General features: G+C 50.6%; 27 protein-coding genes. 15 read left to right on the forward strand and 12 right to left on the reverse strand.

The window, feature by feature from the left end; genetic code table 11:
* Positions 1 to 63 precede the first annotated feature (63 nt).
* Positions 64 to 651 (forward strand): Uma2 family endonuclease, encoded by a 588-nt coding sequence (locus NM686_RS04245; RefSeq protein WP_255186639.1) that lies wholly within the window; start codon positions 64 to 66, stop codon positions 649 to 651.
* 27 nt (positions 652 to 678) lie between these two features.
* On the forward strand, positions 679 to 2,310 hold the full coding sequence (locus tag NM686_RS04250) for a MinD/ParA family protein (RefSeq protein WP_269022418.1): 1,632 nt from the start codon (positions 679 to 681) through the stop codon (positions 2,308 to 2,310).
* 70 nt (positions 2,311 to 2,380) lie between these two features.
* On the opposite strand, the gene NM686_RS04255 is transcribed toward NM686_RS04250, so the two are convergent.
* The 3 genes from NM686_RS04255 to NM686_RS04265 all read right to left on the reverse strand — a co-directional run bounded on the left by NM686_RS04255 (position 2,381) and on the right by NM686_RS04265 (position 4,985).
* Entirely contained in the window at positions 2,381 to 2,869 is a 489-nt protein-coding gene (locus tag NM686_RS04255) for a cytochrome P460 family protein (RefSeq protein WP_255186640.1), read from the reverse strand.
* A gap of 209 nt (positions 2,870 to 3,078) precedes the next feature.
* The gene (locus NM686_RS04260; RefSeq protein ID WP_255186641.1) at positions 3,079 to 4,098 is read right to left on the reverse strand and encodes a hypothetical protein; all 1,020 of its coding nucleotides are present in this window, start codon (positions 4,096 to 4,098) and stop codon (positions 3,079 to 3,081) included.
* A gap of 86 nt (positions 4,099 to 4,184) precedes the next feature.
* Entirely contained in the window at positions 4,185 to 4,985 is an 801-nt protein-coding gene (locus tag NM686_RS04265) for a class I SAM-dependent methyltransferase (protein WP_255186642.1), read from the reverse strand.
* Positions 4,986 to 5,497: 512 nt separating this feature from the next.
* Here NM686_RS04265 and NM686_RS04270 point away from each other — a divergent pair.
* Positions 5,498 to 5,923 carry a hypothetical protein gene (locus NM686_RS04270; protein ID WP_255186643.1) on the forward strand — a complete coding sequence of 142 codons (426 nt, stop codon included), beginning with the start codon at positions 5,498 to 5,500 and terminating at the stop codon, positions 5,921 to 5,923.
* Positions 5,924 to 5,978: 55 nt separating this feature from the next.
* Here the strand turns inward: NM686_RS04270 and NM686_RS04275 are convergent, their stop codons facing one another.
* The gene (locus NM686_RS04275) at positions 5,979 to 6,701 is read right to left on the reverse strand and encodes a phosphoadenylyl-sulfate reductase (protein WP_255186644.1); all 723 of its coding nucleotides are present in this window, start codon (positions 6,699 to 6,701) and stop codon (positions 5,979 to 5,981) included.
* A complete protein-coding gene (gene gshA, locus NM686_RS04280) occupies positions 6,698 to 8,284 on the reverse strand; it encodes a glutamate--cysteine ligase (RefSeq protein WP_255186645.1) in 1,587 nt (528 codons plus the stop codon). The genes NM686_RS04275 and gshA overlap by 4 nt, the downstream gene beginning before the upstream one ends.
* Before the next feature lie 131 nt (positions 8,285 to 8,415).
* On the opposite strand from gshA, the gene recQ reads away from it, so the two are divergent.
* On the forward strand, positions 8,416 to 10,599 hold the full coding sequence (recQ, locus tag NM686_RS04285; RefSeq protein ID WP_407942383.1) for a DNA helicase RecQ: 2,184 nt from the start codon (positions 8,416 to 8,418) through the stop codon (positions 10,597 to 10,599).
* On the opposite strand, the gene NM686_RS04290 is transcribed toward recQ, so the two are convergent.
* From NM686_RS04290 to NM686_RS04300, 3 genes are read right to left on the reverse strand one after another with little or no spacing between them, the layout of a single operon-like run.
* A complete protein-coding gene (locus NM686_RS04290; protein WP_255186647.1) occupies positions 10,592 to 11,038 on the reverse strand; it encodes a DUF1249 domain-containing protein in 447 nt (148 codons plus the stop codon). The genes recQ and NM686_RS04290 overlap by 8 nt on opposite strands.
* 1 nt (position 11,039) lies before the next feature.
* Entirely contained in the window at positions 11,040 to 11,444 is a 405-nt protein-coding gene (locus NM686_RS04295) for a 6-pyruvoyl trahydropterin synthase family protein (protein WP_255186648.1), read from the reverse strand.
* Between the two features lie 33 nt (positions 11,445 to 11,477).
* On the reverse strand, positions 11,478 to 11,777 hold the full coding sequence (locus NM686_RS04300) for a PilZ domain-containing protein (RefSeq protein WP_255186649.1): 300 nt from the start codon (positions 11,775 to 11,777) through the stop codon (positions 11,478 to 11,480).
* A 220-nt stretch (positions 11,778 to 11,997) separates the two neighbouring features.
* On the opposite strand from NM686_RS04300, the gene NM686_RS04305 reads away from it, so the two are divergent.
* From NM686_RS04305 to NM686_RS04315, 3 genes are all read left to right on the forward strand, one after another.
* Positions 11,998 to 13,014, forward strand: coding sequence for a tryptophan--tRNA ligase (locus tag NM686_RS04305; protein ID WP_255186650.1), 1,017 nt, complete (start codon positions 11,998 to 12,000; stop codon positions 13,012 to 13,014).
* Positions 13,015 to 13,358: 344 nt separating this feature from the next.
* Entirely contained in the window at positions 13,359 to 14,132 is a 774-nt protein-coding gene (locus NM686_RS04310; RefSeq protein ID WP_255186651.1) for a S1C family serine protease, read from the forward strand.
* A gap of 32 nt (positions 14,133 to 14,164) precedes the next feature.
* Positions 14,165 to 15,553, forward strand: coding sequence for a TIGR03013 family XrtA/PEP-CTERM system glycosyltransferase (locus NM686_RS04315; RefSeq protein ID WP_255186652.1), 1,389 nt, complete (start codon positions 14,165 to 14,167; stop codon positions 15,551 to 15,553).
* Here the strand turns inward: NM686_RS04315 and NM686_RS04320 are convergent, their stop codons facing one another.
* From NM686_RS04320 to NM686_RS04335, 4 genes are read right to left on the reverse strand one after another with little or no spacing between them, the layout of a single operon-like run.
* Positions 15,554 to 16,531, reverse strand: a complete 978-nt coding sequence (locus NM686_RS04320) for an HlyD family secretion protein (protein ID WP_255186653.1) — start codon at positions 16,529 to 16,531, stop codon at positions 15,554 to 15,556.
* A gap of 26 nt (positions 16,532 to 16,557) precedes the next feature.
* Positions 16,558 to 17,277, reverse strand: a complete 720-nt coding sequence (locus NM686_RS04325) for an ABC transporter ATP-binding protein (protein ID WP_255186654.1) — start codon at positions 17,275 to 17,277, stop codon at positions 16,558 to 16,560.
* On the reverse strand, positions 17,274 to 18,410 hold the full coding sequence (locus NM686_RS04330) for an ABC transporter permease (RefSeq protein ID WP_255186655.1): 1,137 nt from the start codon (positions 18,408 to 18,410) through the stop codon (positions 17,274 to 17,276). Before NM686_RS04330 ends, NM686_RS04325 begins: the two co-directional genes overlap by 4 nt.
* Before the next feature lie 21 nt (positions 18,411 to 18,431).
* Positions 18,432 to 18,944 carry a hypothetical protein gene (locus NM686_RS04335; RefSeq protein WP_255186656.1) on the reverse strand — a complete coding sequence of 171 codons (513 nt, stop codon included), beginning with the start codon at positions 18,942 to 18,944 and terminating at the stop codon, positions 18,432 to 18,434.
* Between the two features lie 81 nt (positions 18,945 to 19,025).
* Between NM686_RS04335 and NM686_RS04340 the strand changes: the two genes are divergently transcribed.
* The 8 genes from NM686_RS04340 (at position 19,026) to NM686_RS04375 (ending at position 25,103) form a co-directional block, all read left to right on the forward strand.
* Positions 19,026 to 19,901, forward strand: a complete 876-nt coding sequence (locus tag NM686_RS04340; RefSeq protein WP_255186657.1) for a ThiF family adenylyltransferase — start codon at positions 19,026 to 19,028, stop codon at positions 19,899 to 19,901.
* 167 nt (positions 19,902 to 20,068) lie between these two features.
* Positions 20,069 to 21,130, forward strand: coding sequence for a PEP-CTERM sorting domain-containing protein (locus NM686_RS04345; protein WP_255186658.1), 1,062 nt, complete (start codon positions 20,069 to 20,071; stop codon positions 21,128 to 21,130).
* A 521-nt stretch (positions 21,131 to 21,651) separates the two neighbouring features.
* On the forward strand, positions 21,652 to 22,014 hold the full coding sequence (locus tag NM686_RS04350) for a CCDC90 family protein (protein ID WP_255186659.1): 363 nt from the start codon (positions 21,652 to 21,654) through the stop codon (positions 22,012 to 22,014).
* 118 nt (positions 22,015 to 22,132) lie between these two features.
* Positions 22,133 to 22,618, forward strand: coding sequence for a hypothetical protein (locus NM686_RS04355; protein ID WP_255186660.1), 486 nt, complete (start codon positions 22,133 to 22,135; stop codon positions 22,616 to 22,618).
* A gap of 12 nt (positions 22,619 to 22,630) precedes the next feature.
* On the forward strand, positions 22,631 to 23,320 hold the full coding sequence (locus tag NM686_RS04360) for an REP-associated tyrosine transposase (protein ID WP_255186661.1): 690 nt from the start codon (positions 22,631 to 22,633) through the stop codon (positions 23,318 to 23,320).
* A 334-nt stretch (positions 23,321 to 23,654) separates the two neighbouring features.
* Positions 23,655 to 23,924 (forward strand): DUF4160 domain-containing protein, encoded by a 270-nt coding sequence (locus tag NM686_RS04365; protein WP_255186662.1) that lies wholly within the window; start codon positions 23,655 to 23,657, stop codon positions 23,922 to 23,924.
* 10 nt (positions 23,925 to 23,934) lie between these two features.
* Entirely contained in the window at positions 23,935 to 24,171 is a 237-nt protein-coding gene (locus NM686_RS04370; protein WP_255186663.1) for a DUF2442 domain-containing protein, read from the forward strand.
* Positions 24,172 to 24,236: 65 nt separating this feature from the next.
* Positions 24,237 to 25,103 (forward strand): transglycosylase SLT domain-containing protein, encoded by an 867-nt coding sequence (locus tag NM686_RS04375; RefSeq protein ID WP_255186664.1) that lies wholly within the window; start codon positions 24,237 to 24,239, stop codon positions 25,101 to 25,103.
* The last annotated feature ends 6 nt before the right edge of the window (positions 25,104 to 25,109 follow it).

The raw sequence follows: 25,109 nt of genomic DNA on the forward strand, positions 1-25,109 counted from the left end.
GTCAAGATAAATAGGGTAGGGCATTATACCCGAGTGCTTACAACATGCGGCGAGGAGGCGGCGATGGCTTTACAGCAGCTCAAACAAAACGGGATCAGCCCGGAAGACTATCTGGCCGGGGAATTGGTCAGTGACATCAAGCACGAGTATATCGATGGCGAAGTCTATGCGATGACGGTCACCAGTATCAATCATAACCGGATCATCGGTAACCTGTATGCCGGCTTACGGGCACAATTAGTCAACATGCCTTGCGAAGTATTTACCTCCGATATCAAGGTCAAGGCGCAGAATAACTTTTTCTATCCAGACCTCATCGTCGACTGCGAGCGGAAAAAGGGCGATCAGCACTTTACCGAAACGCCGCTGATCGTCTTCGAAGTCTTGTCGAAAACCACACGCAAGCTCGATCAAACCTTGAAACGGTTGGCCTATCAAAGTCTGCCGAGCCTACAAGATTATGTGCTGATCGAACAGGATTTCGTCGATGTCGAAGTCTGCCGGCGTAGTAACCACTGGCAGCCGGAGCATTATTATCTGGGTGATCAGGTCTATCTGGCGGCGCTGGATTTGTTTTTGCCGGTGCATGAGATTTATGCCAAGGTCGATAATGATGATATGTCAAGTTTTTTGCAGTCGGCCTTAGCCTGACTATCTGAAGGAATGATCGAAAAAACCATGGAAAATATGAATTTTGCCGAACCATTTTTCCCGTCCGCAAATCATCGCCGACCCCATGTCATGGTGTTTACCAGCGGCAAGGGGGGAGTAGGCAAGACTTGCGTTGCCACCAATGTGGCCACGGCGTTGGCGCAAAATGGCGCGAGAGTTTGTATTTTCGATGCCGATACCGGCTTGGCAAACATCAATATTTTGCTGGGATTGCGGCCTGAGTTTACTCTGGAACACGTGTTGAAAGGCCAAAAGGCCATTAAAGACATCGTCATCAAAACCCGGCAAGGCGTAGGGGTGGTGCCGGGTGCGTCCGGCGTGGCGGAGTTGGCCAATCTGGATGCTGCTAGGGTCAAACGCCTGTGCGCGGCCTTGACCGAACTGGAAGCCGAATACGATTATTTTTTGATCGATACCGCCGCCGGGGTGGCCGATAATGTGTTGCAATTCATCGAATCGGCGCCGTACACCTTTTTGCTGATCACGCCCGAGCCGACATCGCTGACCGACGCGTTTTCCTTGTTGAAGCTGCTGAATGGCCGTGGCTATGGTGGCCGCTTGCGCGTGATCGTGAATATGGCGGTTGATTATCCGCAGGCTAGCGAAACCTACCGACGTTTTGCCACTGCTGTAGAAAAATATCTGGAATTGAAAGTCGAATATGGCGGATTCGTCGCGCGCGATGAACTTTTGCCAAGATCGGTGGTACAGCAAACGCCTTTGGTTGAATTATCAAGCAATTCACCAGCGGCACGCTGTCTGCTGGCGCTGGCGGACAATGTGTTGAAGCATATCGGCGCCGAAAGCAGCGAAACCGGGCTGGCCGACTATTGGAAAACCCTGTTGTCCGATTTGCCCGAAACCGAATTGCCGTCAGCCAATCATGAAGTTGTTATTTCCGCTGAAACTGAGGCGGGCCAAGCGTTACCTGAAACTTTGTCAGGACAGGCCTTGACGGATTTGGCGAGTCAATTGCTGTCCGCGATGACACCATCCACCGATGCCTCTGACTTGGAAACCTTTATCGCCGATTTTTTTGAGGCCTTCGTCAAACAGTTTGGCCACTTCCCGCAAGCATTCAAGCCATTGTTGTTTCGTTGGTTGGAAGCGGAAAATTATGCCGAGCCGCGGTTATTAGAGCTCACTGGAACGCTAGAGGCGTTGTACATGACCAAGCATCGGCAGCCGATGTACAGTCTTGACAGTATGGCCGCGCGCATGGTGGCTCAATGCCAGGGGGATCGAGCACGGATGCAGGATATGGTTTATCAGCTACGCAAGGCTTACCGGCAAATGTTTCAGGCCGATGTTTTCGATGCGCGCCAGGAAGTATTGGATGGCATTTTGCAAGATGATTTTAGCGAGGAGGACTTTCAAAGCTTGCTGGATGCCTTGAGCCAGACCTTTGAAAAACGTTTCAAGCGCTGTTATCAAGGGCAGAGCGACTTATTGCTGGAATCGACCGCCGAGACATTGACCGCGATCGCGGGTGATGAAGAAACATTGCAGCAGCAAATCCAGGCGCTAAGCCATGGTTTTCAGCAGCTTGGTGCGCGGCGAGAAGCCTTGCTGACGGCCATCCGGCATGGTCAGCATGGCAACTTGTCTTTTGAGGCAAAAACTTCCGTGCGGGACTAAAAACCTTGCCGGAAAAAATTGGCAGTGGCGGATGGAGTGATCGCAGTGACCGCTCCATCCAAGTCGCAAATCATGGACGATATTTGGAATAGACGTAATCGCTGTCTTTTTGTGGCTCATGGCAGCCGAAACACGATTTGCCGCCGTCATTGGTCAAGCGCTCCGTTTTGCTGTTGCCGGCAAAGCCTTCAAAGCCCCAGCCTCCCGTGGCGGCGTATTTTTTGGCGTCCTTGACCATCACCCCCACCAATTTACGCTCGCCTTCTTGAATGGTTTTGTCCTGTTCCTGATATTGCAGCAGATCGAAAACCAGCACGGAGCCATCGGCATATTTGCCTTCCTTCAGGCCTTTTTCGGCTTGTTTATTGGCATAGACATGATGCAGGCCTTGAAACGGATTTTCCAGGGCATGGCCTGGTTGTATCAACATGCTTTTGACGTGTAGCCAGTTGCGGTAGCCTTCTGGATAAGGCACGCCCTTGCCGTTTTCCGCGGCAAGGCTAGTCAGAGAAGTCGTAAATAATAAGCCAGCCATACCGAGTGAAATACTTTTTTTCATGATCTCATCTCCCCTAAGTTGAATGGAATAATGATTTCGAATCGAAATCATGCTTTCCTTTTTAGGCGGATTTTGCGAATTTGTCAAATGGGTATTGATGCGCTATTAAATGATAGCGAGTCCGGGTTCTCAGTATGGCATCGCCCGGACTCGCAACCGAAGCGTCTCTCAGTCGAAACCGCTTGCGGCATGTCCGCTGAATGGTATGGCTATTTGCCGTTGATTTTGGTCTTGTTTTTCGCCATCAGATTCGGCGGAGGACCGATCGGATCGAAGTTTTTCAGTAAAGGTACGTCGTCTTTGTTGACCCATAGCACATCCATGTCGTAAGAACCTTGCGGGCCCCAGCCACCAAAGAATTTCTTGCCATCCGGCGTAAAGGCCCAGCACATGTCTTCGCCGGCCGTGTTGATGGCGTCGCCGAGGTTCAAGGGCTCTTGCCATTCGCCTTGGGCGTTCTGGTAAGAAATCCATTCGTCGTGGCCGCCGCGCGAGCCCATGTCGGGGCGCATGCTGGTGATGATCAGGCTTTTACCATCCTTTGACAAACCGGTCCAGTGCAAATGGTCCCGGTACGGTGAGTTGATGCGCGAACCCAGGCTTTGCGGTTTTTGCCAAGTGCCGTTTTTCTTTTCGACTTTCCAGATGTCGCTGTCCTGAGTCACGCCCGGTTGCTGGTAACTGAAGTAAATCAAGTTATCCGAGACAATGATGGGGCAATGTTCCTCGCCGGTCGGCGTGTTGAGGTGTGGCAATTCGGGCACGTCGTTCCAACTCTTGGCTTCTTGCCAGACGCCATCGATTTTCTGCGCCACGTACAAGTCACCGGTCGATAGATTGCCGGGTTGGTAGCGGGTGAAATAAATCGAGTTGCCGTCGTCCGACAGGCTGGGCTCCAGTTCCCAGGCCTCGGTGTTGATATTCGGACCTACCTTGGGATCGATGCCCGGCCCCAGATGGATCGGTGTTTGCCAAGCGCCGTTGACGTTGTGGGCCATCCAGATGTCGAAGCTGTAGGGATTTCCTTTTGACTCAATGACACCGGGTCGAGTCGAAACGAACAGGACCGTCTTGCCGTCGGCGCTATAGGTCAGTTCGAATTCGGAAGCCGGCGAGTTGATCGGCGCGCCCATGCTTTTGGCCAAGGACGGCGCTTTGGCATCCGCGCCGGCCGGCATGTCCATGCCGGGCATTGCATAGGACGGGGACTGCGCCAACAGGAGTGTCATTCCTGCCAAACACAGATTGGGGAGAAGGCGTTTAATTTTCATATCGTTCACACGCTGGTTTTGGGTGGATCTTAGATACCGCAAGTTTAGGCCTTGGGCTTTTCGGTTTCGAACAGAATGGCCTGCATCGGATAACGCATCGGACTGGCACCGAACGCTTGTTTGAAGGCGTCGGCCAGTTCTTTGACGATGTCCTCGGGATCGACGCCACCCCGGTCCCTGATTTCGAAGATCACCGGCGTGTAGACCAAGGCGCGCGCAAATGCCGTGATGTCGAGAATGTCGTAGACGTGGCGCTGCACGGAAATGACGATGGGATCGAAGCCGATCTGAATCAATTGCTCCTTGAGCGGATCAATCTGGTGGCAGGACACGGGGTCGAATAAAAACTGAGGAGGGTCGGACGGAAAGTATTGCTTCAGCACTTCGAAGCTCAAGCTAGCAAACGGGTTGTAGCGTTCCGAGTCCCAGACGCGGAACAGATAACGGCCGCCAGATTTCAGTGTCCGGTACACCTCGCGAAAGCCTTTATCCCGGTCGAAAAACATGATGCCGAATTGGCAGACCACGGCATCGAACGCTTCGTTAGCAAACGGCAAGGCGGTGGCATCGGCGTTTTGGAAGGTGATTCGTTCATCGGGGCGAAACTTTTTTCGAGCCACGTCCAGCATCGAATCGCTGATGTCGATGGCGGTCAGGCGTGCGTCTTTCGTCAACAAGTTGCGTAAGTGGCGCGTGACGATACCGGTGCCGGCGGCGATTTCCAGCACGTCAAGGGGTGTCTGTTCGGCGACGCGTCGAGCGGTGTCGGCACCGTAATGCTCGAACAGCACGGGTCCCAGGTCGCGGTCGTACGGAATCACCACTTCATCAACATAACCTGACATAGTCAATTTCCTTTATTAAGTCCGAATGCTATTAGAGCTCAAAGTCTCAGAAATGCTTGAACGCAGTGCAATAAATGCCGGCGTCTTTAGAGGCTTGGAATTTTGCCATGCATTGTAGGGTAAACGGCTCATGATTAAAATGCATAATGAATCTCTAATTTAGCATGAGGATCTTGCAACTAGGCAAACTGTGAACTGGGACGAGATGGCAAAAGTGCCGACTAGCTGCGTCAGGCATAGGCTTGTAATAGATACAGCTATTGATTTTTTCGAAGAGATCAATCTAAAAAATCAATTTGTATCGAATCGATATATGGCTACAATGGTCTCCAATCCGCCGAGTCATCTTTCACACTCCCAAGGGCCGTTGCTTGGCGGATTTTTGAGGGTGGCGGGCATTTGCTCGCCACTTCGCTCAGCGTGAAGCGGTTTTTTGCGGGTGTCGATGTCATGCTTTGGCCTGCGACATTTGCCGTATTCATGACTCGAAATTCAAGCCTGCAGGAGTTGCCATGATTAAACAGTATCTCGATTTGATCATCGTTTCATTTGTTGTGCTCTCCATAGTCCTGTATGACACGACGATCGATATTTTCTTGAATGTGCTGCATTTCTTTTTTGAACTGCTGCATTGGGGCTATGAGTGGTTTGAACTGGGTATAGAGCATACTGTGGAGCACCTGTTCCATACCTCCCGCCATGGTAGCCAAATCGTCACGTTTTACATTTTGTTGCTGATCGCCAGTTTGGCGCTGTATGCGTTGTGGCGGGTGTTGCCGCGTCTTTACAAGCGCTTTTTACAATTCATGCATCAATCCTGGCTGCGCAGAAAAACCGAACTGGAGGCTTATTGGCTTTCGTTGACCCTGGCCAATAAAGTCAAAGTGCTTTCCACCGCGATGGGCGTGATGTATTTGAGTTCCTTTTGGGTGATGTAGGCAGGATGGACAAGCCTGGAACCGGCTTGTCTTTGTCCTGAGCGGAGCTTGTGAATTACGGTTTCGCGTGACCCACGTGCAAGCCGCATTCTTTCTTCGCGGCATCCTCCCACCACCAGCGGCCGGTGCGCTCGTGCTGATTCGGCAGTACCGGCCGGGTGCATGGCTCGCAGCCTATGCTGATATAGCCGTGTTTATGCAGATCGTTGAACGGCACCTGATAGGCTTCGATGTAATCCCAAACCTGCGCCGAGCTCCAGTTCAACAAGGGGTTGAATTTGATCAATGCTTTGCCGGGTGAGGAAAAGACGGTGTCCATTTGCACTTCGGGTATGTTGCCGCGGGTATCCAGGCTCTGGTCCTTGCGTTGGCCGGTGATCCAGGCATCCAGAGTATTCAGCTTGCGACGCAAAGGCTCGACCTTGCGAATCGCGCAGCATTCCTGATGGCCGTCGTCATAAAAACTGAACAAGCCTTTTTGTTTGACGAAGGCTTCCAGTTGTTCGTGATTCGGACTCAACACATCGATATCGATTTGATAATGTTTGCGGACCTGATCGATGAAGCGATAGGTTTCCGGATGCAGGCGCCCGGTATCCAGCGAAAACACTTGAATGTCCTGGCGGATTTGCAGCGCCATGTCGATCAATACTACGTCTTCGGCACCGCTAAACGAGATGGCGATGTTGTCGAAACTGGCTAACGCGGCTTTCAAGATGGCGCGCGGGTTTTTACCCTGGAGTTCGGTTTGGGCGTTGTCGAGATCGAATGTGGTCATGATTGCGAAAAATAACGAGTCAGAAAATCGTCGAAGGACAATGTGTCGGCAGCCTCGATATCGGCCTGTTTTTGCCGGGACGCAGCAGCCATGTCGATAAACTGTTGTTGAACCTGTGAGTCGAGTGGTTGCGCCAAAAAATAATGTTTGTGCAAGGCCGAAGTATTGCTGGCAAAACAGCCGAATTCCTGGCTGTTTTGGCTCATGCAGGCCAGGATATGCGCCGACGGCGTCAAGGCTGGGTTGTCCACCTTGGCTTGTTGTTGTTGTAAAGCCAATTGATAGGGCTTGTCCAGGCTGCCCTGGTCCAGCAACGCGCAAATCGGTTGCATCGCATCCAGGATTTCATGCGCCCAGGTTTTCAGATCGATGGTTTGGCCGTTTTTGTTCAATTGCAAGCCCGGTTTGCGGCCCTGGTTGGCAACCAGCAGCTGATTGCTGTTGTTGATCTGGAATTCTTCCATGGCTTGTGGTGGACTGTCATGCAATAAACAACTCAGCAAAAAGGCTTCGATGAAGCGCGCGGTACTTTCTTCGATGCCGATGGGATTGAATAGATTCAAATCCAGCGAGCGCATTTCCACATACAAGACGCCGCGGCGCTTCAAGGCCAGCGTGGGTTTTTCGCCGGATTCGGCGATTTGCTTGGGGCGCATGGTGCTGTAAAACTCGTTTTCGATTTGCAGCAGGTTGGCATTCAATTGCTGATATTCGCCGTTGAGTTTGACGCCGATCTTTTCGTAATCGGGGTACGGCGTGTTGATCGCGGCGCTGAGGCTTTCGACATAGCCGTCCAGTGAGTTGTAATCTATCTTCAATCCCGCCTGGTTTTTGCTTTTGTAGCCGATGTCACTCATCCTCAGCGAGGTGGCGTAGGGGTGATAAAGCGTGTGCGGATCGAATTCCTCGAATTCGGCCATCAGGTGCGGGCGGCTTTTGAAGAAACTTTTACAAATCGCCGGCGACGCGCCGAACAAATACAGCATCAGCCAGCCCTGGCGCTGAAAGTTGCGGATCAGACCAAAATAACCGTCGGCGATGAAGCTTTGCAGCGAACCCGGATTTCCTACCTGGCGGTGTAGCGTGGGCCACAGGGATTGCGGCACCGAGTAATTGAAATGGATGCCGGCGATGGCTTGCATCGTGCGGCCGTAACGATGCCACAGGCCCTTGCGGTAAATGTGCTTCATTTTGCCGACGTTGGAACTGCCGTATTGCGCGATCGGCACGCTCAAATCGCCGTCGATGCCGCAGGGCATGCTGGTGGCCAGCAGCATTTCCTCGCCCAATTCAGGATAGACGAACTGGTGAATCTGATGCATGTAGCTCAAGGTTTGCTTGACGTCGGCAAACGGCGGCGTGATGAATTCCAGCAGCGCTTCAGAGTAATCGGTCGTGATGTAAGGATGCGTCAGCGCCGAACCCAAGGCTTTGGGGTGCGGGGTTTGCGCAATGGCGCCGCGGCGGTCGATACGCAAGCTTTCTTTTTCTATGCCTTTTAAGCCCAGCTGCAGCAGGTGGTGCAGATTGTTGTCGAGCAGATAACGCAGGCGTTTGGGTAAGGCGATGTTTTGAATGTTCATGAATGAGAAGAGCGGCATACCAGTGCTGATATAATCGCCGCATTATAAAGGGTCCTACAGCTTTGCAGAAACAATATCCACTCAATAGCGAAGACGATGCCGCGCTGGTCACTCCAGGCGCCCTGGCTCCCGTGACACTAGCACGTCCCTGTGCGTTGCAGGTGTTGCGCACGGTGTTTGGTTACGACAGTTTTCGTGGCCAGCAGCAAGCCATCATTCAGTGCCTGATAACCGGCGACGATGTGCTGGTACTGATGCCGACCGGCGGCGGCAAATCCTTGTGCTATCAAATTCCGGCGCTGGTCAGGGACGGCGTTGGCATCGTGATTTCGCCATTGATCGCGTTGATGCAGGATCAAGTTAGCGCCTTGCATCAAGTGGGCGTCAAGGCAGCCTATCTAAACTCGACGTTGTCGCTGGAACAGGTTAGGCAAACCGAGCAAGCGTTATTGGATGGCGATCTGGACTTGTTGTACATCGCACCGGAGCGATTGAGCAACGGCCGTACCCAGGCCCTTTTTGCCCGCTGCAAGATCGCCTTGTTCGCGATCGACGAAGCGCATTGCGTGTCGCAATGGGGGCACGATTTTCGCGCCGATTACTTGCTGTTGTCGGTGTTGCATGAGCAGTTTCCAACGGTGCCGCGCATCGCTCTGACGGCCACCGCCGACGAGCGCACCCGGCAGGAAATCATCACCCGACTGGCGCTGGAGAATGCACAGGTATTCGTCAGCGGTTTCGATCGGCCCAATATCCGCTACCGCATCGTGCAAAAAGACAATGCCCGGCAGCAATTACTGCGCTTCATTCAAACCGAACATCCGGGCGATACCGGCATCATCTATTGCCTGTCACGCAAAAAAGTCGAGGAAACGGCCGAGTGGCTGAATCAAAAAGGCTTGCGCGCCTTGCCTTACCATGCCGGCATGAGCAACGAACAGCGGCAGAAGCATCAGCATCGGTTCTTGATCGAAGACGGTTTGATCATCGTCGCCACCATTGCTTTCGGCATGGGCATAGACAAGCCTAATGTGCGCTTTGTCGGGCACCTGGATTTGCCGAAAAGCATCGAAGCCTATTATCAGGAAACCGGGAGGGCAGGGCGCGACGGTTTGCCGGCCAATGCCTGGATGGCTTACGGCTTGCAGGACGTATTGACTCTTCGGCAAATGCTGGCGTCCTCCACTGCCGACGAAACACATAAGCGCGTCGAATATCACAAGTTGGAAGCGATGCTGGCCTTGTGCGAGACGGTTTCCTGCCGGCGTCAAGCCTTGCTGGCTTATTTTGGCGATGTACAAGGAGGTACGAGTGCCGCGATAGGCAGGACGCCGAAAGCGGCCGATCATTTGCCGCAAGGTTGCGGCAATTGCGATACCTGTCTGGAACCCGTGGCGACCTGGGATGGCACCGTGCCCGCGCAACAGGCTTTGTCGTGTATTTATCGTACCGGCCAACGTTTTGGCGTGAATTATCTGATCGACGTGTTGCTGGGTAAAAGCGACGAACGCATCAGGCAGTTTGGCCACGACAAGCAATCGACCTTCGGCATAGGCAAAGCCCTGGATGAAAAGCAATGGCGCTCGGTATTCCGGCAACTGGTTGCGCGCGCTTTGGTGGAAGTCGACTTCGAGAGCCATGGCAGCCTGAAGTTGACGGAGGCCTGTCGTTCTGTGTTGCGCGGCGAACAAACCTTGATGTTGCGCAAGGATACACAGACGACCAAAAGCAAGACGAAGGGATACGAAAAGCGCCAGCCTGAGCACGGTGCCGATAATGCCCTGTGGAACGCGTTGCGCGCCAAACGCAAGCAGTTGGCCGAGGAACAGGATGTGCCGCCTTATGTGATTTTTCACGATGCCACTCTGATGGCGATGGTGGAAAATCGGCCACGCACGCATCGACAATTGGCGCTTATTTCCGGCGTCGGCGAGCGTAAGCTGGCACTGTACGGTGATGCGTTTTTGGAGGTGCTGGCGGAATTTGATGATGAGGCTAATTCAACCGATACTGTCAGCGAAACGCTGGATTTATTCCGGCTGGGCTACAGTATCGAACAGGTGGCGCGGCAGCGCGGGTTGAAAGACGATACGGTTTACAATCATTTGGCCAAAGCCCTGGAAGTGGGCGCGGTTCGTTTCGACGAGGTGTTGGAACTCTCGCCGGAGGAAATCGCCGGCATCGAGGCGGTGCTGTTGGCGCTGCCCGATGAGCGGCGCAATGCCCTGAAGCCCGTGTACGAACAATTGGGCGGGGCTTATAGTTATGGGATATTGCGCTGCGTCAGAGCCGCATTGCAGCATCGACTCAAATAAGGCAGTCGGCGGTATTCGAAAAGCAATATTCAGTTTTCAGGCAGTGATCCAGCCATTTTTGCAAAAAATAATTCAATCGCCATTTGTATTCCTGAATTTCCAGCGCCTTGCCTAGATTTTGATAAACCCGGTCCACCGCAGGGCGATCGTGGTCGCGTATCACTTCCGCTAGCTGCGCATCCAGATAAACGCGAATTTTGACGGCCGGTGCCAATAATCTGGATAAGGGTTGCTCGAAACAGTGGCTGAGTTCTATCGTCAGGGTATAGGGATTGCGTTCCAATATGTCCAAATGCAAGGATGGACGATTTTGAGTTTGGCCGATCGCGGTTTTTCCCAGCGAACGTAAATTCGGTATCAGTCTGAACAGCTTCTGATAATTGGATTCACAGATTTTTTCCAGGCATAACGAAGTGTTGACCGGTCTGAGCTGGCTCATCTCAATCTTCCCGGTAGCAGGCGTAGGCGCTGGCGGTTTCCCATAACACCACTTGGTCTACATTCAGGCCTTCGCGTTTCAAATGTTGGTAAATCATTTTGCTCAAGACTTCGGCGGTCGGATGTTCGTCGATGGCCAGGAAGCGTTCGTTGTTGGCAAGCAAGGCCGGAATAATCGGGTCGTCCTTATGCAGCAGGAAGTTATGATCCAGATGTTGATCCACGAAGGATTCGACCGCGTCGCGCACATCGGCGAAGTCGCAGACCATGCCCTGCTGATTGAGTTCGTCGCTCTTGATGGCAATGCTGGCTTTGACGCTGTGTCCATGCAGGTTGCGGCACTTGCCCGGATGATTCATCAGGCGGTGGCCGTAGCAAAAATAAACTTCTTTGGTGATGATGTACATGGATTAGCGCATCCCTGTGATAACTGAGGGGATTTAGGTGGCCTTGATGCTTTTGATCGCGGCGGCAATTTCGTAGTGGTTGTCGTCGTGTTTTGTGCTGCGCACCACTTCGATATAGGCCGTCATCGGCGGTGTAATGTTGTTTTTGGGGGTAATGCTAATTTCCATCGCCAAACCGGGGGCATAGGCCTGGTCGGCAATAAAGGATACGCCGGCGCCACTCAAGGTAGTGCAGCGGCCAGTTTTGACAGTGGGAGAATCGGCCAATTTGTAAGTGAGATCACAGTCAACATCCATACGGATGTAATCGCGCCTTTCATCATGAGTCAGCATCAAGTTCCTCCGACATAAAACCGGGTTATGGGGCGAAAAATCAGTCGTTGCGAAGTGTACTATAAAAAGTCTCTGTTTGTTGGTCGATTCCAGGCAAGATCATGTTCCATTAAGCGGTTTGCCGGCAGCCTGGTGATTCCAATGGCTGAGACTATCGCCGACGATTTGTGTAGAATCGTTAGCTTTTCAATCTTTATAGTAAGGGTGCACAGGTAGCAGCATGAGCAAGTCCATCGTTCTGACCGGTATTACCACGACGGGTACGCCGCATTTGGGAAATTACGCCGGCGCCATCCGTCCGGCGATCAAGGCCAGTAAGGATGAGCAGGTCAGGCCGTTTTATTTCCTGGCCGATTATCACGCCTTGATCAAATGTAACGAACCGGCCCGCGTCAAGCAATCCAGTCTGGAAATCGCCGCCACCTGGCTGGCGTTGGGCCTGGATACTTCGAATGCGGTGTTTTACCGCCAATCCGATGTGCCGGAAATTTTGGAACTGACCTGGATGCTGACTTGCGTGACGGCCAAGGGCTTGATGAACCGGGCGCACGCCTATAAGGCGGCCGTGGCCGAAAACGAAGAAGTGGAAGGCAACGATCCCGACAAGGGCATCACGATGGGCTTGTTCAGTTATCCTATCCTGATGGCGGCCGACATTTTGATGTTCAACGCGAACAAGGTGCCGGTCGGTAAGGATCAGATTCAGCATATCGAAATGGCCCGGGATATTGCCAGCCGCTTCAATCATATTTATGGCGAACATTTCGTGTTGCCGGAAGCGGTGCTGGATGACAATGCGGCGACACTATTGGGCCTGGACGGCCGCAAGATGAGTAAAAGCTACAACAACACCATTCCGTTGTTCGAGCCGGAAAAGAAACTGCGCAAACTGATCAATAAAATCAAAACCAATTCGCTGGAACCGGGGGAGCCCAAAGATCCGGAAGGTTGTACGCTATTTGGTATTTATCAGGCCTTTGCCAATACGCATGAAGTCGAAGCGATCCGCAAGCGTTATGCCGAAGGCATAGGCTGGGGCGAGATGAAACAGGTGTTGTTCGAGAAAATCAACGACGAAATCGCCCCGGCGCGTGAACGCTATGAGGCGCTGTTGGAAGCGCCCGAGCATATCGAGCAGCAATTGCAGGAGGGGGCTGAAAAGGCGAGAGACATTAGCCGGCCCTTTATTCAACAATTGCGCGAGGCGGTGGGGATTTCGTCGATCAGTTTGGGGTAATTGCCTCTGGACGCCCTTAAAGCGATTGCGCTCCCACAGAAAACTTTCATTTGCCAGGGTGATTGCCTAGCCGTGATGAATGTTTGGTTGAAAATAATTTCCCGCACTCCAGGCGCATCGTTCCCCTGCTCCGCGTGGGAATGCAGCCTGAACCGCTCTGCGGTTCGGGACGCTAGAGCGGTCCCTGAGCAGGTTCCCTCGCGGAGCAGGGGTGATATTTCGGCGGATATTAAGGATTGAACTATGATTTTGTTGATTGGGGTGCCAGGCTATAGGTTTTTGATCGTAGCCCAAATATCCAGCCCGACCAGATAATCACCAAATGCCAACAGGAGACAGACGCGATGATTAGGCTTTTACCCGGATGTTTTTTGCTCTGCATGTTGTTGATCAGCAATGCATGGGGGCGACCAGAAGAAGCCAATTTGCCCGATATTTTGCCCCGGATCAAATCCAGCGTGGTTGCGGTAGGTACTTTCATGCCCACGCGTAATCCGCGTGCTGTATTTCTGGGAACCGGTTTTGCCGTGGCGGATGGGCGTCAGGTTATCACCAACGCGCATGTCGTTGGCAAGGAGTTGGATGTGGCCCACCTTGAGCGGTTTGCGGTGTTTTTTCGCCAGAATCAGCAAGAGCAGATGCAGATAGCGGAGCTGGTCGCCACCGATGAAGAACACGATCTGGCTTTGCTCCGCTTGGCGGAAGGCAAGTTGCCCGTGCTTGAGCTGGGTGATTCCTCGCGGGTCAGGGAAGGGGAGTTATATGCTTTCACCGGCTATCCGATCGGAATGGTGTTGGGTTTATACCCGGTTACGCACCGCAGCATTATTTCCGCTATTTCGCCGAATGCAATTCCGGTCATTGTCAGCCGGCAACTGAATGTGCAGATGCGGAAAAAACTGGAAGCACCCTATGACGTGTTTCAACTGGACGCAACCGCATATCCGGGCAATAGCGGCAGCCCCTTGTACGACATAGACACGGGCAAGGTCATGGGCATCATCAATAAAGTCTTTGTACAGGGCAGTAAAGAAAACGCGATCAGCCATCCCAGCGGTATTTCATATGCCATTCCCGCCGAGCATATCCAAAGGCTGCTGGCACAAAAAGGCAATTGATAAGCCCTTCTTCAAAACGCATACGAGTTCCTATGATTAGAATTTTTCGACACTATATCTCGACTGCCTATTTGGGGTTGATGCTGGTGGAATGGCTGGTGTTTTATCTGGCCATGCACTGGGGAGCGGCTGTCAGGTTTTTGTACACGTCGTCCTGGTATTCACGTGGAGACATGATCATGTCTTCGTTGGTGTTTTCCGCTGTATTTACCCTTTGTTGTTCGTTCCTGGGCTTATATCGTAAAACCCTGGATAAGGAAGAATACAACCTGTTGGAAAGAATCAACTACAGCTTTGCCGTGGCGATTTTTACCTTGGTATTTATTTATTACATTATCCCGGATCTGATGCTGGCCCGGAGTGTCTTGATTTCGGCCTTGGCGTTTTCGTTTGTCGGCATGTTGTTGACTCGGTATTTGTTTTATCGCTTTGTCAATCTGGAGAAACTCAAACGACGGGTTCTGGTGATAGGCTGTGGTCAACGTGCCAGCGCGCTGGATGTGGTCAATTCGACCTATGTCTATCGAGGTTTCGATATCGTCGGTTATGTTGCGATGGAAGATGAGCCCGTGTACGCGGCCAATGTCATCTTGGTGGATGAAAATTTGACCCTGGCGGACGTCGTGGCACGAGAAAACGTCGATGAAGTCGTGATTGCGGTCGATGACAGGCGAAAAAAGCTGCCGGTAGACGAGTTGCTGGATATCAAGATGTCCGGCATCCCCGTGATGGATTTACAAACCTTTTATGAAAGAGAGCAACGGCTGGTTTATTTGGAAACCTTGAGTCCGAGCTGGTTGGTGTTTTCCGATGGCTTTGTCAACGACGGTCTGCGGCCTATCGTCAAACGCAGCTTTGACGTGGTGGCCAGCGTGTTTTTGTTGAGCGTCAGTTGGTGGTTGATGCTGTTGACCGCGCTGGCGATTTATCTGGAAAGTGGCTTCGGGGCGCCGGTGTTATACCGGCAAACGCGGGTCGGTTATCGCAATAAGCCGTTTAAGGTGATCAAGTTTCGCAGCATGCGGCTGGATGCGGAAAGGAATGGCGCCCAATTTGCCAGCGCAACCGACGACAGGGTGACGAAAGTGGGCAAGGTGATACGCAAATTTCGTATCGACGAACTGCCGCAGCTGTTCAACGTATTCAAAGGCGAGATGAGTTTCGTGGGCCCGCGTCCCGAGCGTCCCGAGTTTGTCGAGGGTTTTGTCAAAACCATTCCCTATTACAAGGAACGGCATCGGGTCAAGCCAGGCATTACCGGTTGGGCGCAGCTATGCTATCCCTATGGCGCCAGTGAGCATGATACCTGGCAAAAGCTGCAGTACGATTTGTATTACGTCAAAAACTATAGCCTGTTTCTGGATTTGACGATCATGTTGAGTACCGTGGAAGTGGTACTGTGGGGGCGGGGAGCAAGGTAATCAGTTGATCGCAATTTTGACATTGACTTCCAGCCCGACTGGCACTTGCATGTCCGCATTGGGCTCGATAAAGGCCTGAATCACATCGATATCCTTGCGCTCGGTAGCAGTCTTGGCGAAAACGGTTTTTTTACCCATGATCTTTTTCACCAAGGCGACATGTGCCGGTATTTCTTTTTCGCCCAGACCCCGGCCAAAAATAATGGCTTGCTGTCCCTCGCGTAACGACAGCGCGTAGTTTTCGTCGATTTCGGCGCGCACCCGCAGTTTTGTCATGTCGCCAAGCAACAGTGCCGGTTCCGGGCTACCCGCCGAAACGGTCGATTCTCCGATGCGCAGTATTTTTTCCAAAACGGTGCCGTTGATTGGGGCTATCAAATAGGTTTCCGCCAGGCGTTGTTTGGCGGCTTGTAATTGTGCTTCGGCTACCGCGACTTGAGACGTCGCGACTTGTTTGTCGACCTCTCGCACGAAATGCGTCAGATAACGGGTTTCCGCGGCCAAACGCCGACTGTCGGCTTGTTTCAGTTTTGCGCTGGTTTCGGCTAGGTCCCGTTCATCTTCCGATGCAAATTTGTTGCTGCGTAAGTGTTCGATGCGGTCCAGTTTGCGCCGCGCATATTCTGCATCCAGCACACTGACTTGTTGGGCATTTTTTTTGGCCTCGATTTCATAGGGATTGACGCCAGCCAAGACCTTTTCCAGGTCAGCCTTGGCTGCCTGCAAGCGACTTTCCGCAACCGTCACCGCCGTCTGTTCTTCGCGATTTTGCTGAATCGCCAGCGTGTCGCCCGCTTTGACAGACTGACCGATTTCTGCCTTGTATTCTCCGAGAATGCCGGGATGCTTGAAGGCCAATCTAAGCACTTCGCTGGTGGGTTCCACGTAACCTATGCCTTGAATCCAGCGTTGTTCCGCGTGAGCCGACAGCGCGATAAGCGCTTGAGCGAACAAGAATAGGTAAGCAAGTTGTCGCATACGAATGTTCCGCCTAGAGTACTGATTTACGGTTGAGTATAGAAAATATTATCGACGGCGGCGGTTTGCTGTTGTTCGGTCAAGATACCGTCGGCAATCGATAGGATACGGTCAAACAAGGGCAACATGCGCGTGTCGTGCGTCACGACCACCAGCACGGCTTGTTCCAGACGGGCTTGTTCCAGCAACAGTTCCACGACGGTCTTGCCGGTATGCCAATCCAGCGCCGCCGTGGGTTCGTCCGCCAATACGATAGAAGGGCGATGCAGTAAAGCGCGCGCAATCGCAACCCTCTGGCGCTGGCCGCCGCTGAGCTGTGCTGGGAATTTATAGCGCATGGCTTTTAATTCAAGACGTGCCAATAAATTATCCAGTCGCTGTTGGATATCGTCATCAGTCATGCCGGCATTGCGGCCGATGATGGCTAGATTGTCTTCAATGGTCAAAAACGGCAACAGTTGGGCGTGTTGAAAGATGAACCCCAGCTTTTGCCGTCTAACTTCGGTCAAACTGCTTTTGTCAGAAAAATTTACAGGCTGATTGTCGATGAGAAGTTGGCCTTCGCTAGGGGCGAGCAGACAGCCGAGAATCGATAGCAAAGTGGTTTTTCCGGAACCGGATGGGCCGATCAAAACCGAGGCCTGGCCTTGAAAAAACTCCAAATCGACACGCTTGAGCACCAGCTCGGTCATCTCGCCGGAGCCGTAGCTCTTACAAATTCCCTGGCAAGTCATGATGCTATTCATCCGTGGAATACCGAGACAGGGTCGAGTTTGAAAATGGCCCGGATCGAAAACCAGGAAGCGCCGAGGCAGCAGAGCAAGGAAAAAGCAATAAGTCCGGCCGACACTAGTGGGGTCGTTTCCAGCGGTATCGGACTACGAGCGGAGGCATTGCTGGCAAGGATAAACAGCACAGTACCAAACAGAATTCCAAGGCCACCCAAACTCAAGCTTTGACTCAGTACAATTTGCCTCAAGGTTTTTTGATGAAAGCCCAAAGCCAGCAACGTGGCATAATTACCGATATGATCTTGGGTAATTGCAAACAAGGTTTGACTCATGATGACTACGCCAACCAGCAAGCCTAATATGGCGGTAATGATCACCGTGATACCAACGCCGGTTTCCAGCATCCAGTATTTGACCGAGCGTTCGGCAAATTCCGATGTGGTAAGTACTTCGACATTGGATACTTCACTGGCGATGCGGTCGCGAACCTCCGTGAGGCTGGCCCCTGGTTCTATTTTGGCTAAAACATAGGAAATTTCTTCATCTTTATAATAGGGCGAATAGCGTAAGGCATTTTCGATTGAGGTAAAAACAAAAGGGGCGGCGGTAAATGTCCTGACTTCGCTGGAGATGCCGCCTAAAATGACCCGATTACCTTCTATCTCTGCCTCGTCGCCAAGGTTGCGTAAGCCCAAGACATCATAGGAAAGTTCGTCGATAATAACTGTCTCGGGCTGTTCAATATTTTCTATATCGCCGGCCAACATTTTCCAGGGGCCGCCGGCGTGTCTAGTATCCAAACCAACAATTTCGACATTAATTCTTTTGCCATCAGGATGTTGCCACGTAGCCCATCCCATCAACATCCCTTCTGCCCAAGCAACACCCGGTATGCTGCTGACTTGCTGTACCCGATGGCGAGGAATGGCGGTACCATAGTCGAAGGCGCGGGTTTGCTCTGCCATCACCCAGATATCGACGCCGGCGTGTCTGATGATTGCGCTATTGGTGTTGATCCAGCCTACCAATAGACCAATTTGGGCTGCGGCCAGGAAAAAGGCGATGGCTATTCCCACGATCGTCATTACGAAGCGCAGCAGGTTGTGCGACAGCATGCGAATCGCGACCGGGATGACGACGGTGTTCATAAGGAAGCCAAATAACCAGTTTCAGATAAGATGAGCGATTTTAAGTAGTACGCCAATGATCAAAGTGGTTTGCAGTAAGCCGACTGCAACTACCCAGCGCACCAGTTCTGCCTTGGTTTCAGCAAGCTTGATTTCAACTGCTTTGACTTCCAGACGTACTTGGCCGATTTCATGCTGTAAGCGGCTCTCTGTCTCCCTGATTTCCAGTCTGACATTTTCAATTTCCTTTTGTAGTTTTCCTTCGACGTGCCTGATTTCCAGTCTGATATTTTCAATTTCCTTTTGTAGTCTTCCTTCGACGTGCCTGATTTCCAGTCTGACATTTTCAATTTCCTTTTGTAGCTTTCCCTCGACTTCCCGGATTTCCTTGAGCAATCGCAATTCGCTTTCACGCATATGGCCTTGCGTGGCCACTTCCTTCAAATGTGGATAACGCTCTTCCAGTTGCTCAAAGGCATCAGCGATCACCTTGGCACGGGTTTTATCCTCGCCGGCTTCGGTGAGTTGTTCATAAAGACGTAAGGCGACACTCATTGAAATTTCCCGTGAAATACCATTGACAGTATAGCAAACAACACAGTACAAACCGACGAGCAAACCAAGAGGAGTGACACAATGACCGTCTTTGATTATCAACAAGCCTTTTCGCGTAACATTGGTTGGGTAACCCAGCAAGAGCAGGAAACATTAAGAAGAAAAAAAATTGCCATCGCAGGGCTTGGTGGAGTAGGGGGCAGTCACTTGTTGACGTTGACGCGTCTTGGTATCGGTGCCTTCCATATCGCCGATTTCGACAAGTTTGAGTTGCCCAATTTTAACCGGCAGGCAGGGGCTACTGTGTCTCATCTGGATCGACCCAAAACCGATGTGTTAGCCGAGATGGCGCTGGATATCAATCCGGAACTGCAAATCAACAAATTTCCACACGGCGTGACCATGGACAACCTGTCAGAATTTTTTACAGGGGTTGATGTTTACGTCGATGCGCTGGATTTTTTTGCCTTTGATGCGAGGGAAAGGGTGTTTGCTTACTGCGCGGAGCACGGAATACCCGCGATTACAGCGGCGCCATTGGGGATGGGCACGGCATTGTTGAATTTTTTGCCAGGCCAAATGACATTTGAGGAATACTTCAGGCTTCAGGGAAAATCGGAAACCGACAAAATTCTGCATTTTTTATTAGGCCTGTCGCCGGCGATGCTGCAGCGTGGTTATTTGGTCGATCAGGGCGCGGTTGATTTGCTGAATCACAAAGGCCCTTCCACGCCGATGGCTTGCGAATTATGTGCCGGTGTGGCGGCGACACAGGCTTTAAAGATTTTGCTAAAAAGAGGAAAGGTTTTAGCCGCTCCTTGGGGGCTTCAATTCGATGCTTATACCAATAAGATGATAAAAACTTGGCGGCCCGGCGGAAACAGGCACCCCATTCAGTGTTTAGGACTGTTTATGGCGAAAAGGCAGTTTTTGCATTTGGGGGGGGGGCAAGAATAAGGTAAGTGCTGCTGAAAGTCGGATTCTATGTTGATTCGGTATGGAGATTCAAAATTCATTGCAAGATTGCAATTTGAGCTTCCCATGTTCCATGGTTGATTGGGATTGACGGCAAGCGGCTTCGATACAAAGAGTGTCAGTTTTTTTTACGGGTTTGAGGAAAAGGAATGAGTATTTTGGGGTTTCTTGTTTTATTTTTATATAAATCAATATCTTGGAATAATTGGCATATGATGTGCTTTATTTTTGGCGTGTTGTCCATTATCTTAACTTGGAGAAATCTAATGAAAATCGCAAATAAACTAGCAGTGGTCATGGCGTTATCGGCGCTATCAATTGGTAACGCGCAGGCTGCGGCAGCAAAAATTAACACGGGTGTGGATCAGAATTTCGATGGAGATTCGGTCACAGATGTTTTCTTTGACTTGGGGCTTTTTCCTAATGCTACTTCAAATTACACAGGCGCTTCACTAGCCGATGGTTTTTTGAACCCAGGTGATATAGCGAATTTTTCTGACTCCGGTCAAGTTTTGGTTCAAGCCTTGAATCCCTTAAGTACTGTCATAAACGATGTTGAAGGTTTTGGTAATTCTTGGACTTTAAATGCGGTTTATTCAGTTTCAGGTACTGCACAGTATTTAGGAACCGTGAACTATGATTTGAATAATATTGCCACGGGAACCCTGTTTAATGCTAATGAAGGTTTCTTACCCACTTTTGTAAGCGGTACTTTAGAGCTTGTTCTTGTTAATCCAAGTAACTCTTTAGGAGCAGGTGTAAATGGAACCAAATTACTTGAATTAACCCTAACCGGAGGGAGTACTTCTATTGGAAATATCCTTCTCAATGGTGTCGTTGATTACTCTTGGTACAATGCTTTAGCCTACAACGCTAACCAGCAATGGCTAATTGAAAATATGTTCCAATTCGCTACTGGGCAGACATTTTTTGCTGCTGGTTCCGGAACAAATATTGGTAAACTTGCATGGCGAGATGATTTCAATATCGATCCAAATCTGGTTCCAAGGTTTGGACAAAGTAATTTCTATGCTCCAGAAGGCACAAAGTCTAAAGCTTGTGACCAAGGTGCCGCTTGCAGAACCAGCAATCTTAATATGACATTACGTTTCAACAATGTGCCTGAACCGGCTTCAGTCGCGTTATTGGGAATTGGGTTATTGGGTTTAGCTGTTTCGCGTCGAAGAGGTGGGGCAAACATAGAGGCGTAGTTCAAAAGGGTAAAAACCCCCTTTAGTTTAATGCTAGGAACTAAAGGGGAGTAAAAAAGGGCTCTCCCAGATTTCCCGTGGTAGTTCATGATCTCGGCCTAAAACTGAGATTTCAAAGATTAGCAATAAATAATAATTGCTCTTTATTTCAATGGGATGGATTGTATGAGGCAGTTTTTTCGATCTGCAGTCAGCAAAAAAGGGGGTCAGAGTCCTTTTTGGTGTGGAAATTCTCGACAATCTGGTTTTGCCGTCACTGCGGCTGCAGGTGGTTAGCTATACTTGGCTTCTGTTTTTTGAAAAAAGGGGGCAGAGTCCTTTTTGGTGTAGAAATTCTCGACAATTTGGTCTTGCCGTCACTAATTCTGCATGTGGATTGCAATACTAGGTCATTGTTTATATGCAGAAATACAATATTTTCTCATTTGGGCTTTTGTTGCTTGCCTGATGTTGGCTCTGCATGTTGAGTAGGCGGCGCTTGTAGTAGAATGAAAGTCGCTTATTGTTTCTGAGATTCGGTTATGAATGCAATTCCTTTTGATACCCTGCAATTTGCCAACCGACTAAAGGCGGTCGGGTTTTCTGAAGAACAGGCTGCCGTTTTAACAGAATTGCAGAAAACGGCGACGGGTAATACGTTGGAACAGGCGCGGCACGATTATCATCTTGATGATGTGGCGGCTAAGAGGGATTTAAAAGAATTAGAGGCAACGTTGAAGCATGAAATGCGCGAGTTGGACCATAAGATAGAGTTGTTAAGGGCTGACACGCAACGGATGATTGCGGAAAGCAAAGCCGATTTGACTCGCTGGATCATTGGCGCCGGCTTTTTGCAAACCGCGTTAATTATTGGTGTGCTGTTGAAAATTGCTCATTTGATTTGAAATAAAAGGGGCGGAGCCATTTTGCGTGACCTTGTGCAATAAGGGGTCAGAGTCCTTTTTAAGGGGCGTTTTGTGATATACTGCAAGCGTTGTCATCGTATAGCATTGGAGTATAGGGATGGCTTTAGCCCAAGAAGATATCGAGCAAATCCAAAATTTGATTAGGGAGAATATTTCCGAGCGTTTGCTTGCGCAGAATGTAAATGTTCGTTACGAACTGGACTTGCGTGAGCGGACGATTCGCGTTGAGGAAGAACTGAAACATCAACGTGAGTTGATGCTGGAAGGCTTCAAACAGATGGAAAAGCGTTTCGAGCAGGTTGACAAACGCTTTGAACAGATCGATAAGCGCTTTGAACAGATCGATAAACGCTTTGAATTAATCGAAAAGCGTTTTGAACAAATTGACAAGCGCTTTGAGCAAGTAGAAAGGCGTTTCGAACAAATCGACAAGCGGTTTGAACAAGTCGATAAACGTTTCGAGCAAGTCCATTCCGAGATCATGGCTATTCATAGTGAAATTAAGCTGCTCATGCGTTGGGGGGTTGGGACTTTGCTGGCTGTAGCCAGTTTAGTAGTCGCCGTTTTGCGCGTAATGCCTTGACACCTAAGTCTAATGCCCAGGAAACCGCGTTTTTTTCTGCCGGGCGTGCCCGTTCACGCTATTCAACGTGGGAATAATCGGCAGCCTGTCTTTTTTGAAGATGAAGACTATCGTATGTATTTGACTTGGCTGACTGCGGCGGCCGAAAAATATGCTTGTCAAATTCATGCCTACGTGATCATGACCAATCATGTGCACCTTTTAGCGACGCCCGGTCAGCAGGATAGTATCAGTGGCTTGTTTCAATATATCGGTCGGCATTATGTTTCTTATGTCAATAAGAAGTATCAACGCACCGGCACGCTTTGGGAAGGGCGCTATAAAGCCTCTTTGATTGACGAAGAGCCGTATTTGCTAAGTTGCTACCGCTATATCGAGTTAAATCCAGTTCGTGCGGGGATGGTAAGCGCTCCCGAAGACTACCCATGGTCCAGTTATCGATGCAATGCTTTAGGGGAGGATAATCTACTGCTCAAACCACATCGGTTGTATGCTCAGTTGGCTAGGTCTGACGAACAACGGCGCGTTGCGTATCAATCGCTTTTCACTGGCGCGCTAGATGATGCGGTGGTGAATGAGGTAAGAGCCAGCACCCAAAGTGGTACGCCATTGGGTAATCAGCGATTCCATGAGGCGATTGAGCGTTCATTGCAGGTTAAGGTGGGATATGCCCGGCGAGGAAGGCCGGTTAGGCAAGTGTAAAATTTTCTGACGCTTGAGCGAGCGATTAGAAAAATCAAGACTTTGACGGTCACCTGTCCTTTTGGGTAATTTTGTCCGTTGCGCCTTCAGGTTCAAATGCTCTAAGGATTGGTCAAAATAACTTCCAATTTGGTTACCCTCCCCCCAACCCGAAGGAAGAGGGAGTAAAATCCGAAAGTTATTTCAGACGGAATCCTGAGCGCCGAGGCCATGAGTTGTGTCGAGGCGAGATCAACTTTTTCTGGTGTAAAAATTCTCGACAATCTGGTTTTGCTGTCACTGCGGCTGCAGGCGGTTTGCTATACTCGGCTTCTGTTTTTTGTGGAGAAACGCAATGCCTACCATCAGCATGTTTTATGGGATTCTCGTATCAATGTATGTTTTTGATTCGGAGAAGCATCATTTGCCGCATATTCATGTTCGATACAATGAATTCAAGGCATCTATAGCCATTCCGAATGGTGATGTGCTCGAAGGTGTTCTGCCGGCGCGACAAATGAAGCTGGTTCAGGCATGGATAGAATTACATCAGGATGATCTGATGGCCGATTGGTATCTGGCATCGAATGGTCAGACACCATTCAAAATCGATCCCTTGCGCTGAGGGGTGGGATATGACGCCTGATGTGGTACAAGTCACACCACTAACTGATTATTGTCTGGAGGCCGTTTTCGAAAATGGGGAGCGTCGTTGGTTTGATATGAAGCCCTTCCTTTCCTACCCGGCATTTTCTGCACTCACTGAAAAGAATCTATTTATGAAAGCACATGCCGCACATGGCACCGTGACATGGAATGACGAGATTGATCTTTCGCCAGATACCCTTTATCTACGAGGGCGGTCTCTATAGAAGTAAGGGGTCAGCCGAGACCATGACGTGTGTCGAGGCCAGATCATTTTTCTTGGTAGACGAGCATGCTTAACATACCGAAATTTCCTAAAAAGCAATGCGTCATCACGCTATTTCTCTATGGATTGACCCAAGGCGCTTGGGCGCTTGAGGGCGAGTCGCCCGAAGCGCTCAGGCAACTTGCCATGAACCATGAGCATGGCCGGTCTGGTGTCAAGCAAGATTTTCAGCAAGCTTTTCAGTTGTATTGTCAGGCTGCCTTGCAAGGGGATGCGGAATCGGCTTACAACATGGGATTCATGTATTTTAATGGCCGAGGTAAACCACGCGACTTGTCGTTGGCTGTGCATTGGTTCAAGCAAGCGGCCGAGGCCGGCGATAAACATGCTCAAAAAATGCTGGTGCGTTATGTCGATGTTTCTGTGGTTGATGATCAGGCATGCAAGCGACCGGACGCTGAGCCAGAGTTGAAGTTGGCTGCCGACGCCAATCCGAACAAACAAGTGGTTGAAGGCTGGGTCAAACAAATCGCTCCCCATTACGGCATAGACCCAGAGTTGGTTATGGCGGTGATTCGCGCCGAATCGGCATTCAATGCCAGTGCCTTATCCAATAAGAATGCGCAAGGCTTGATGCAGCTCATTCCTGAAACGGCAGCGCGCTTCGGTGTCAAAGACAGTTGGGATCCGATACAGAATATCCAGGGAGGGACCGCGTATTTACACTGGCTGCTCAGGCATTTTGAGGGCAAGGTGGATTTGGTTTTGGCCGCTTATAATGCCGGTGAAGGAGCCGTTGAGCGCTATCATGGCATCCCCCCTTATCAAGAAACGCAGAATTATGTCAGACAAATTCTGACATGGTATCCAAAGCCTTTTCATCCCGTACCCACGCAAGAGCCAGGCAAAATAGTCGTTAGGCAAAAGACCTAGCGAATT

The sequence above is a fragment of the Methylomonas rapida genome (genome assembly GCF_024360925.2).
In the GTDB taxonomy this organism is placed as follows: domain Bacteria; phylum Pseudomonadota; class Gammaproteobacteria; order Methylococcales; family Methylomonadaceae; genus Methylomonas; species Methylomonas rapida.

Excerpts from the sequence above, each read along its gene's own strand:
- NM686_RS04245 (WP_255186639.1), top strand. The coding sequence starts at position 64 with ATGGCTTTACAGCAGCTCAAACAAAACGGGATCAGCCCGGAAGACTAT.
- NM686_RS04250 (WP_269022418.1), top strand. The coding sequence starts at position 679 with ATGGAAAATATGAATTTTGCCGAACCATTTTTCCCGTCCGCAAATCAT.
- NM686_RS04255 (WP_255186640.1), bottom strand. The coding sequence starts at position 2,869 with ATGAAAAAAAGTATTTCACTCGGTATGGCTGGCTTATTATTTACGACT.
- NM686_RS04260 (WP_255186641.1), bottom strand. The coding sequence starts at position 4,098 with ATGACACTCCTGTTGGCGCAGTCCCCGTCCTATGCAATGCCCGGCATG.
- NM686_RS04265 (WP_255186642.1), bottom strand. The coding sequence starts at position 4,985 with ATGTCAGGTTATGTTGATGAAGTGGTGATTCCGTACGACCGCGACCTG.
- NM686_RS04270 (WP_255186643.1), top strand. The coding sequence starts at position 5,498 with ATGATTAAACAGTATCTCGATTTGATCATCGTTTCATTTGTTGTGCTC.
- NM686_RS04275 (WP_255186644.1), bottom strand. The coding sequence starts at position 6,701 with ATGACCACATTCGATCTCGACAACGCCCAAACCGAACTCCAGGGTAAA.
- gshA (WP_255186645.1), bottom strand. The coding sequence starts at position 8,284 with ATGAACATTCAAAACATCGCCTTACCCAAACGCCTGCGTTATCTGCTC.
- NM686_RS04290 (WP_255186647.1), bottom strand. The coding sequence starts at position 11,038 with ATGAGCCAGCTCAGACCGGTCAACACTTCGTTATGCCTGGAAAAAATC.
- NM686_RS04295 (WP_255186648.1), bottom strand. The coding sequence starts at position 11,444 with ATGTACATCATCACCAAAGAAGTTTATTTTTGCTACGGCCACCGCCTG.
- NM686_RS04300 (WP_255186649.1), bottom strand. The coding sequence starts at position 11,777 with ATGCTGACTCATGATGAAAGGCGCGATTACATCCGTATGGATGTTGAC.
- NM686_RS04305 (WP_255186650.1), top strand. The coding sequence starts at position 11,998 with ATGAGCAAGTCCATCGTTCTGACCGGTATTACCACGACGGGTACGCCG.
- NM686_RS04310 (WP_255186651.1), top strand. The coding sequence starts at position 13,359 with ATGATTAGGCTTTTACCCGGATGTTTTTTGCTCTGCATGTTGTTGATC.
- NM686_RS04315 (WP_255186652.1), top strand. The coding sequence starts at position 14,165 with ATGATTAGAATTTTTCGACACTATATCTCGACTGCCTATTTGGGGTTG.
- NM686_RS04320 (WP_255186653.1), bottom strand. The coding sequence starts at position 16,531 with ATGCGACAACTTGCTTACCTATTCTTGTTCGCTCAAGCGCTTATCGCG.
- NM686_RS04325 (WP_255186654.1), bottom strand. The coding sequence starts at position 17,277 with ATGAATAGCATCATGACTTGCCAGGGAATTTGTAAGAGCTACGGCTCC.
- NM686_RS04330 (WP_255186655.1), bottom strand. The coding sequence starts at position 18,410 with ATGAACACCGTCGTCATCCCGGTCGCGATTCGCATGCTGTCGCACAAC.
- NM686_RS04335 (WP_255186656.1), bottom strand. The coding sequence starts at position 18,944 with ATGAGTGTCGCCTTACGTCTTTATGAACAACTCACCGAAGCCGGCGAG.
- NM686_RS04340 (WP_255186657.1), top strand. The coding sequence starts at position 19,026 with ATGACCGTCTTTGATTATCAACAAGCCTTTTCGCGTAACATTGGTTGG.
- NM686_RS04345 (WP_255186658.1), top strand. The coding sequence starts at position 20,069 with ATGAGTATTTTGGGGTTTCTTGTTTTATTTTTATATAAATCAATATCT.
- NM686_RS04350 (WP_255186659.1), top strand. The coding sequence starts at position 21,652 with ATGAATGCAATTCCTTTTGATACCCTGCAATTTGCCAACCGACTAAAG.
- NM686_RS04355 (WP_255186660.1), top strand. The coding sequence starts at position 22,133 with ATGGCTTTAGCCCAAGAAGATATCGAGCAAATCCAAAATTTGATTAGG.
- NM686_RS04360 (WP_255186661.1), top strand. The coding sequence starts at position 22,631 with ATGCCCAGGAAACCGCGTTTTTTTCTGCCGGGCGTGCCCGTTCACGCT.
- NM686_RS04365 (WP_255186662.1), top strand. The coding sequence starts at position 23,655 with ATGCCTACCATCAGCATGTTTTATGGGATTCTCGTATCAATGTATGTT.
- NM686_RS04370 (WP_255186663.1), top strand. The coding sequence starts at position 23,935 with ATGACGCCTGATGTGGTACAAGTCACACCACTAACTGATTATTGTCTG.
- NM686_RS04375 (WP_255186664.1), top strand. The coding sequence starts at position 24,237 with ATGCTTAACATACCGAAATTTCCTAAAAAGCAATGCGTCATCACGCTA.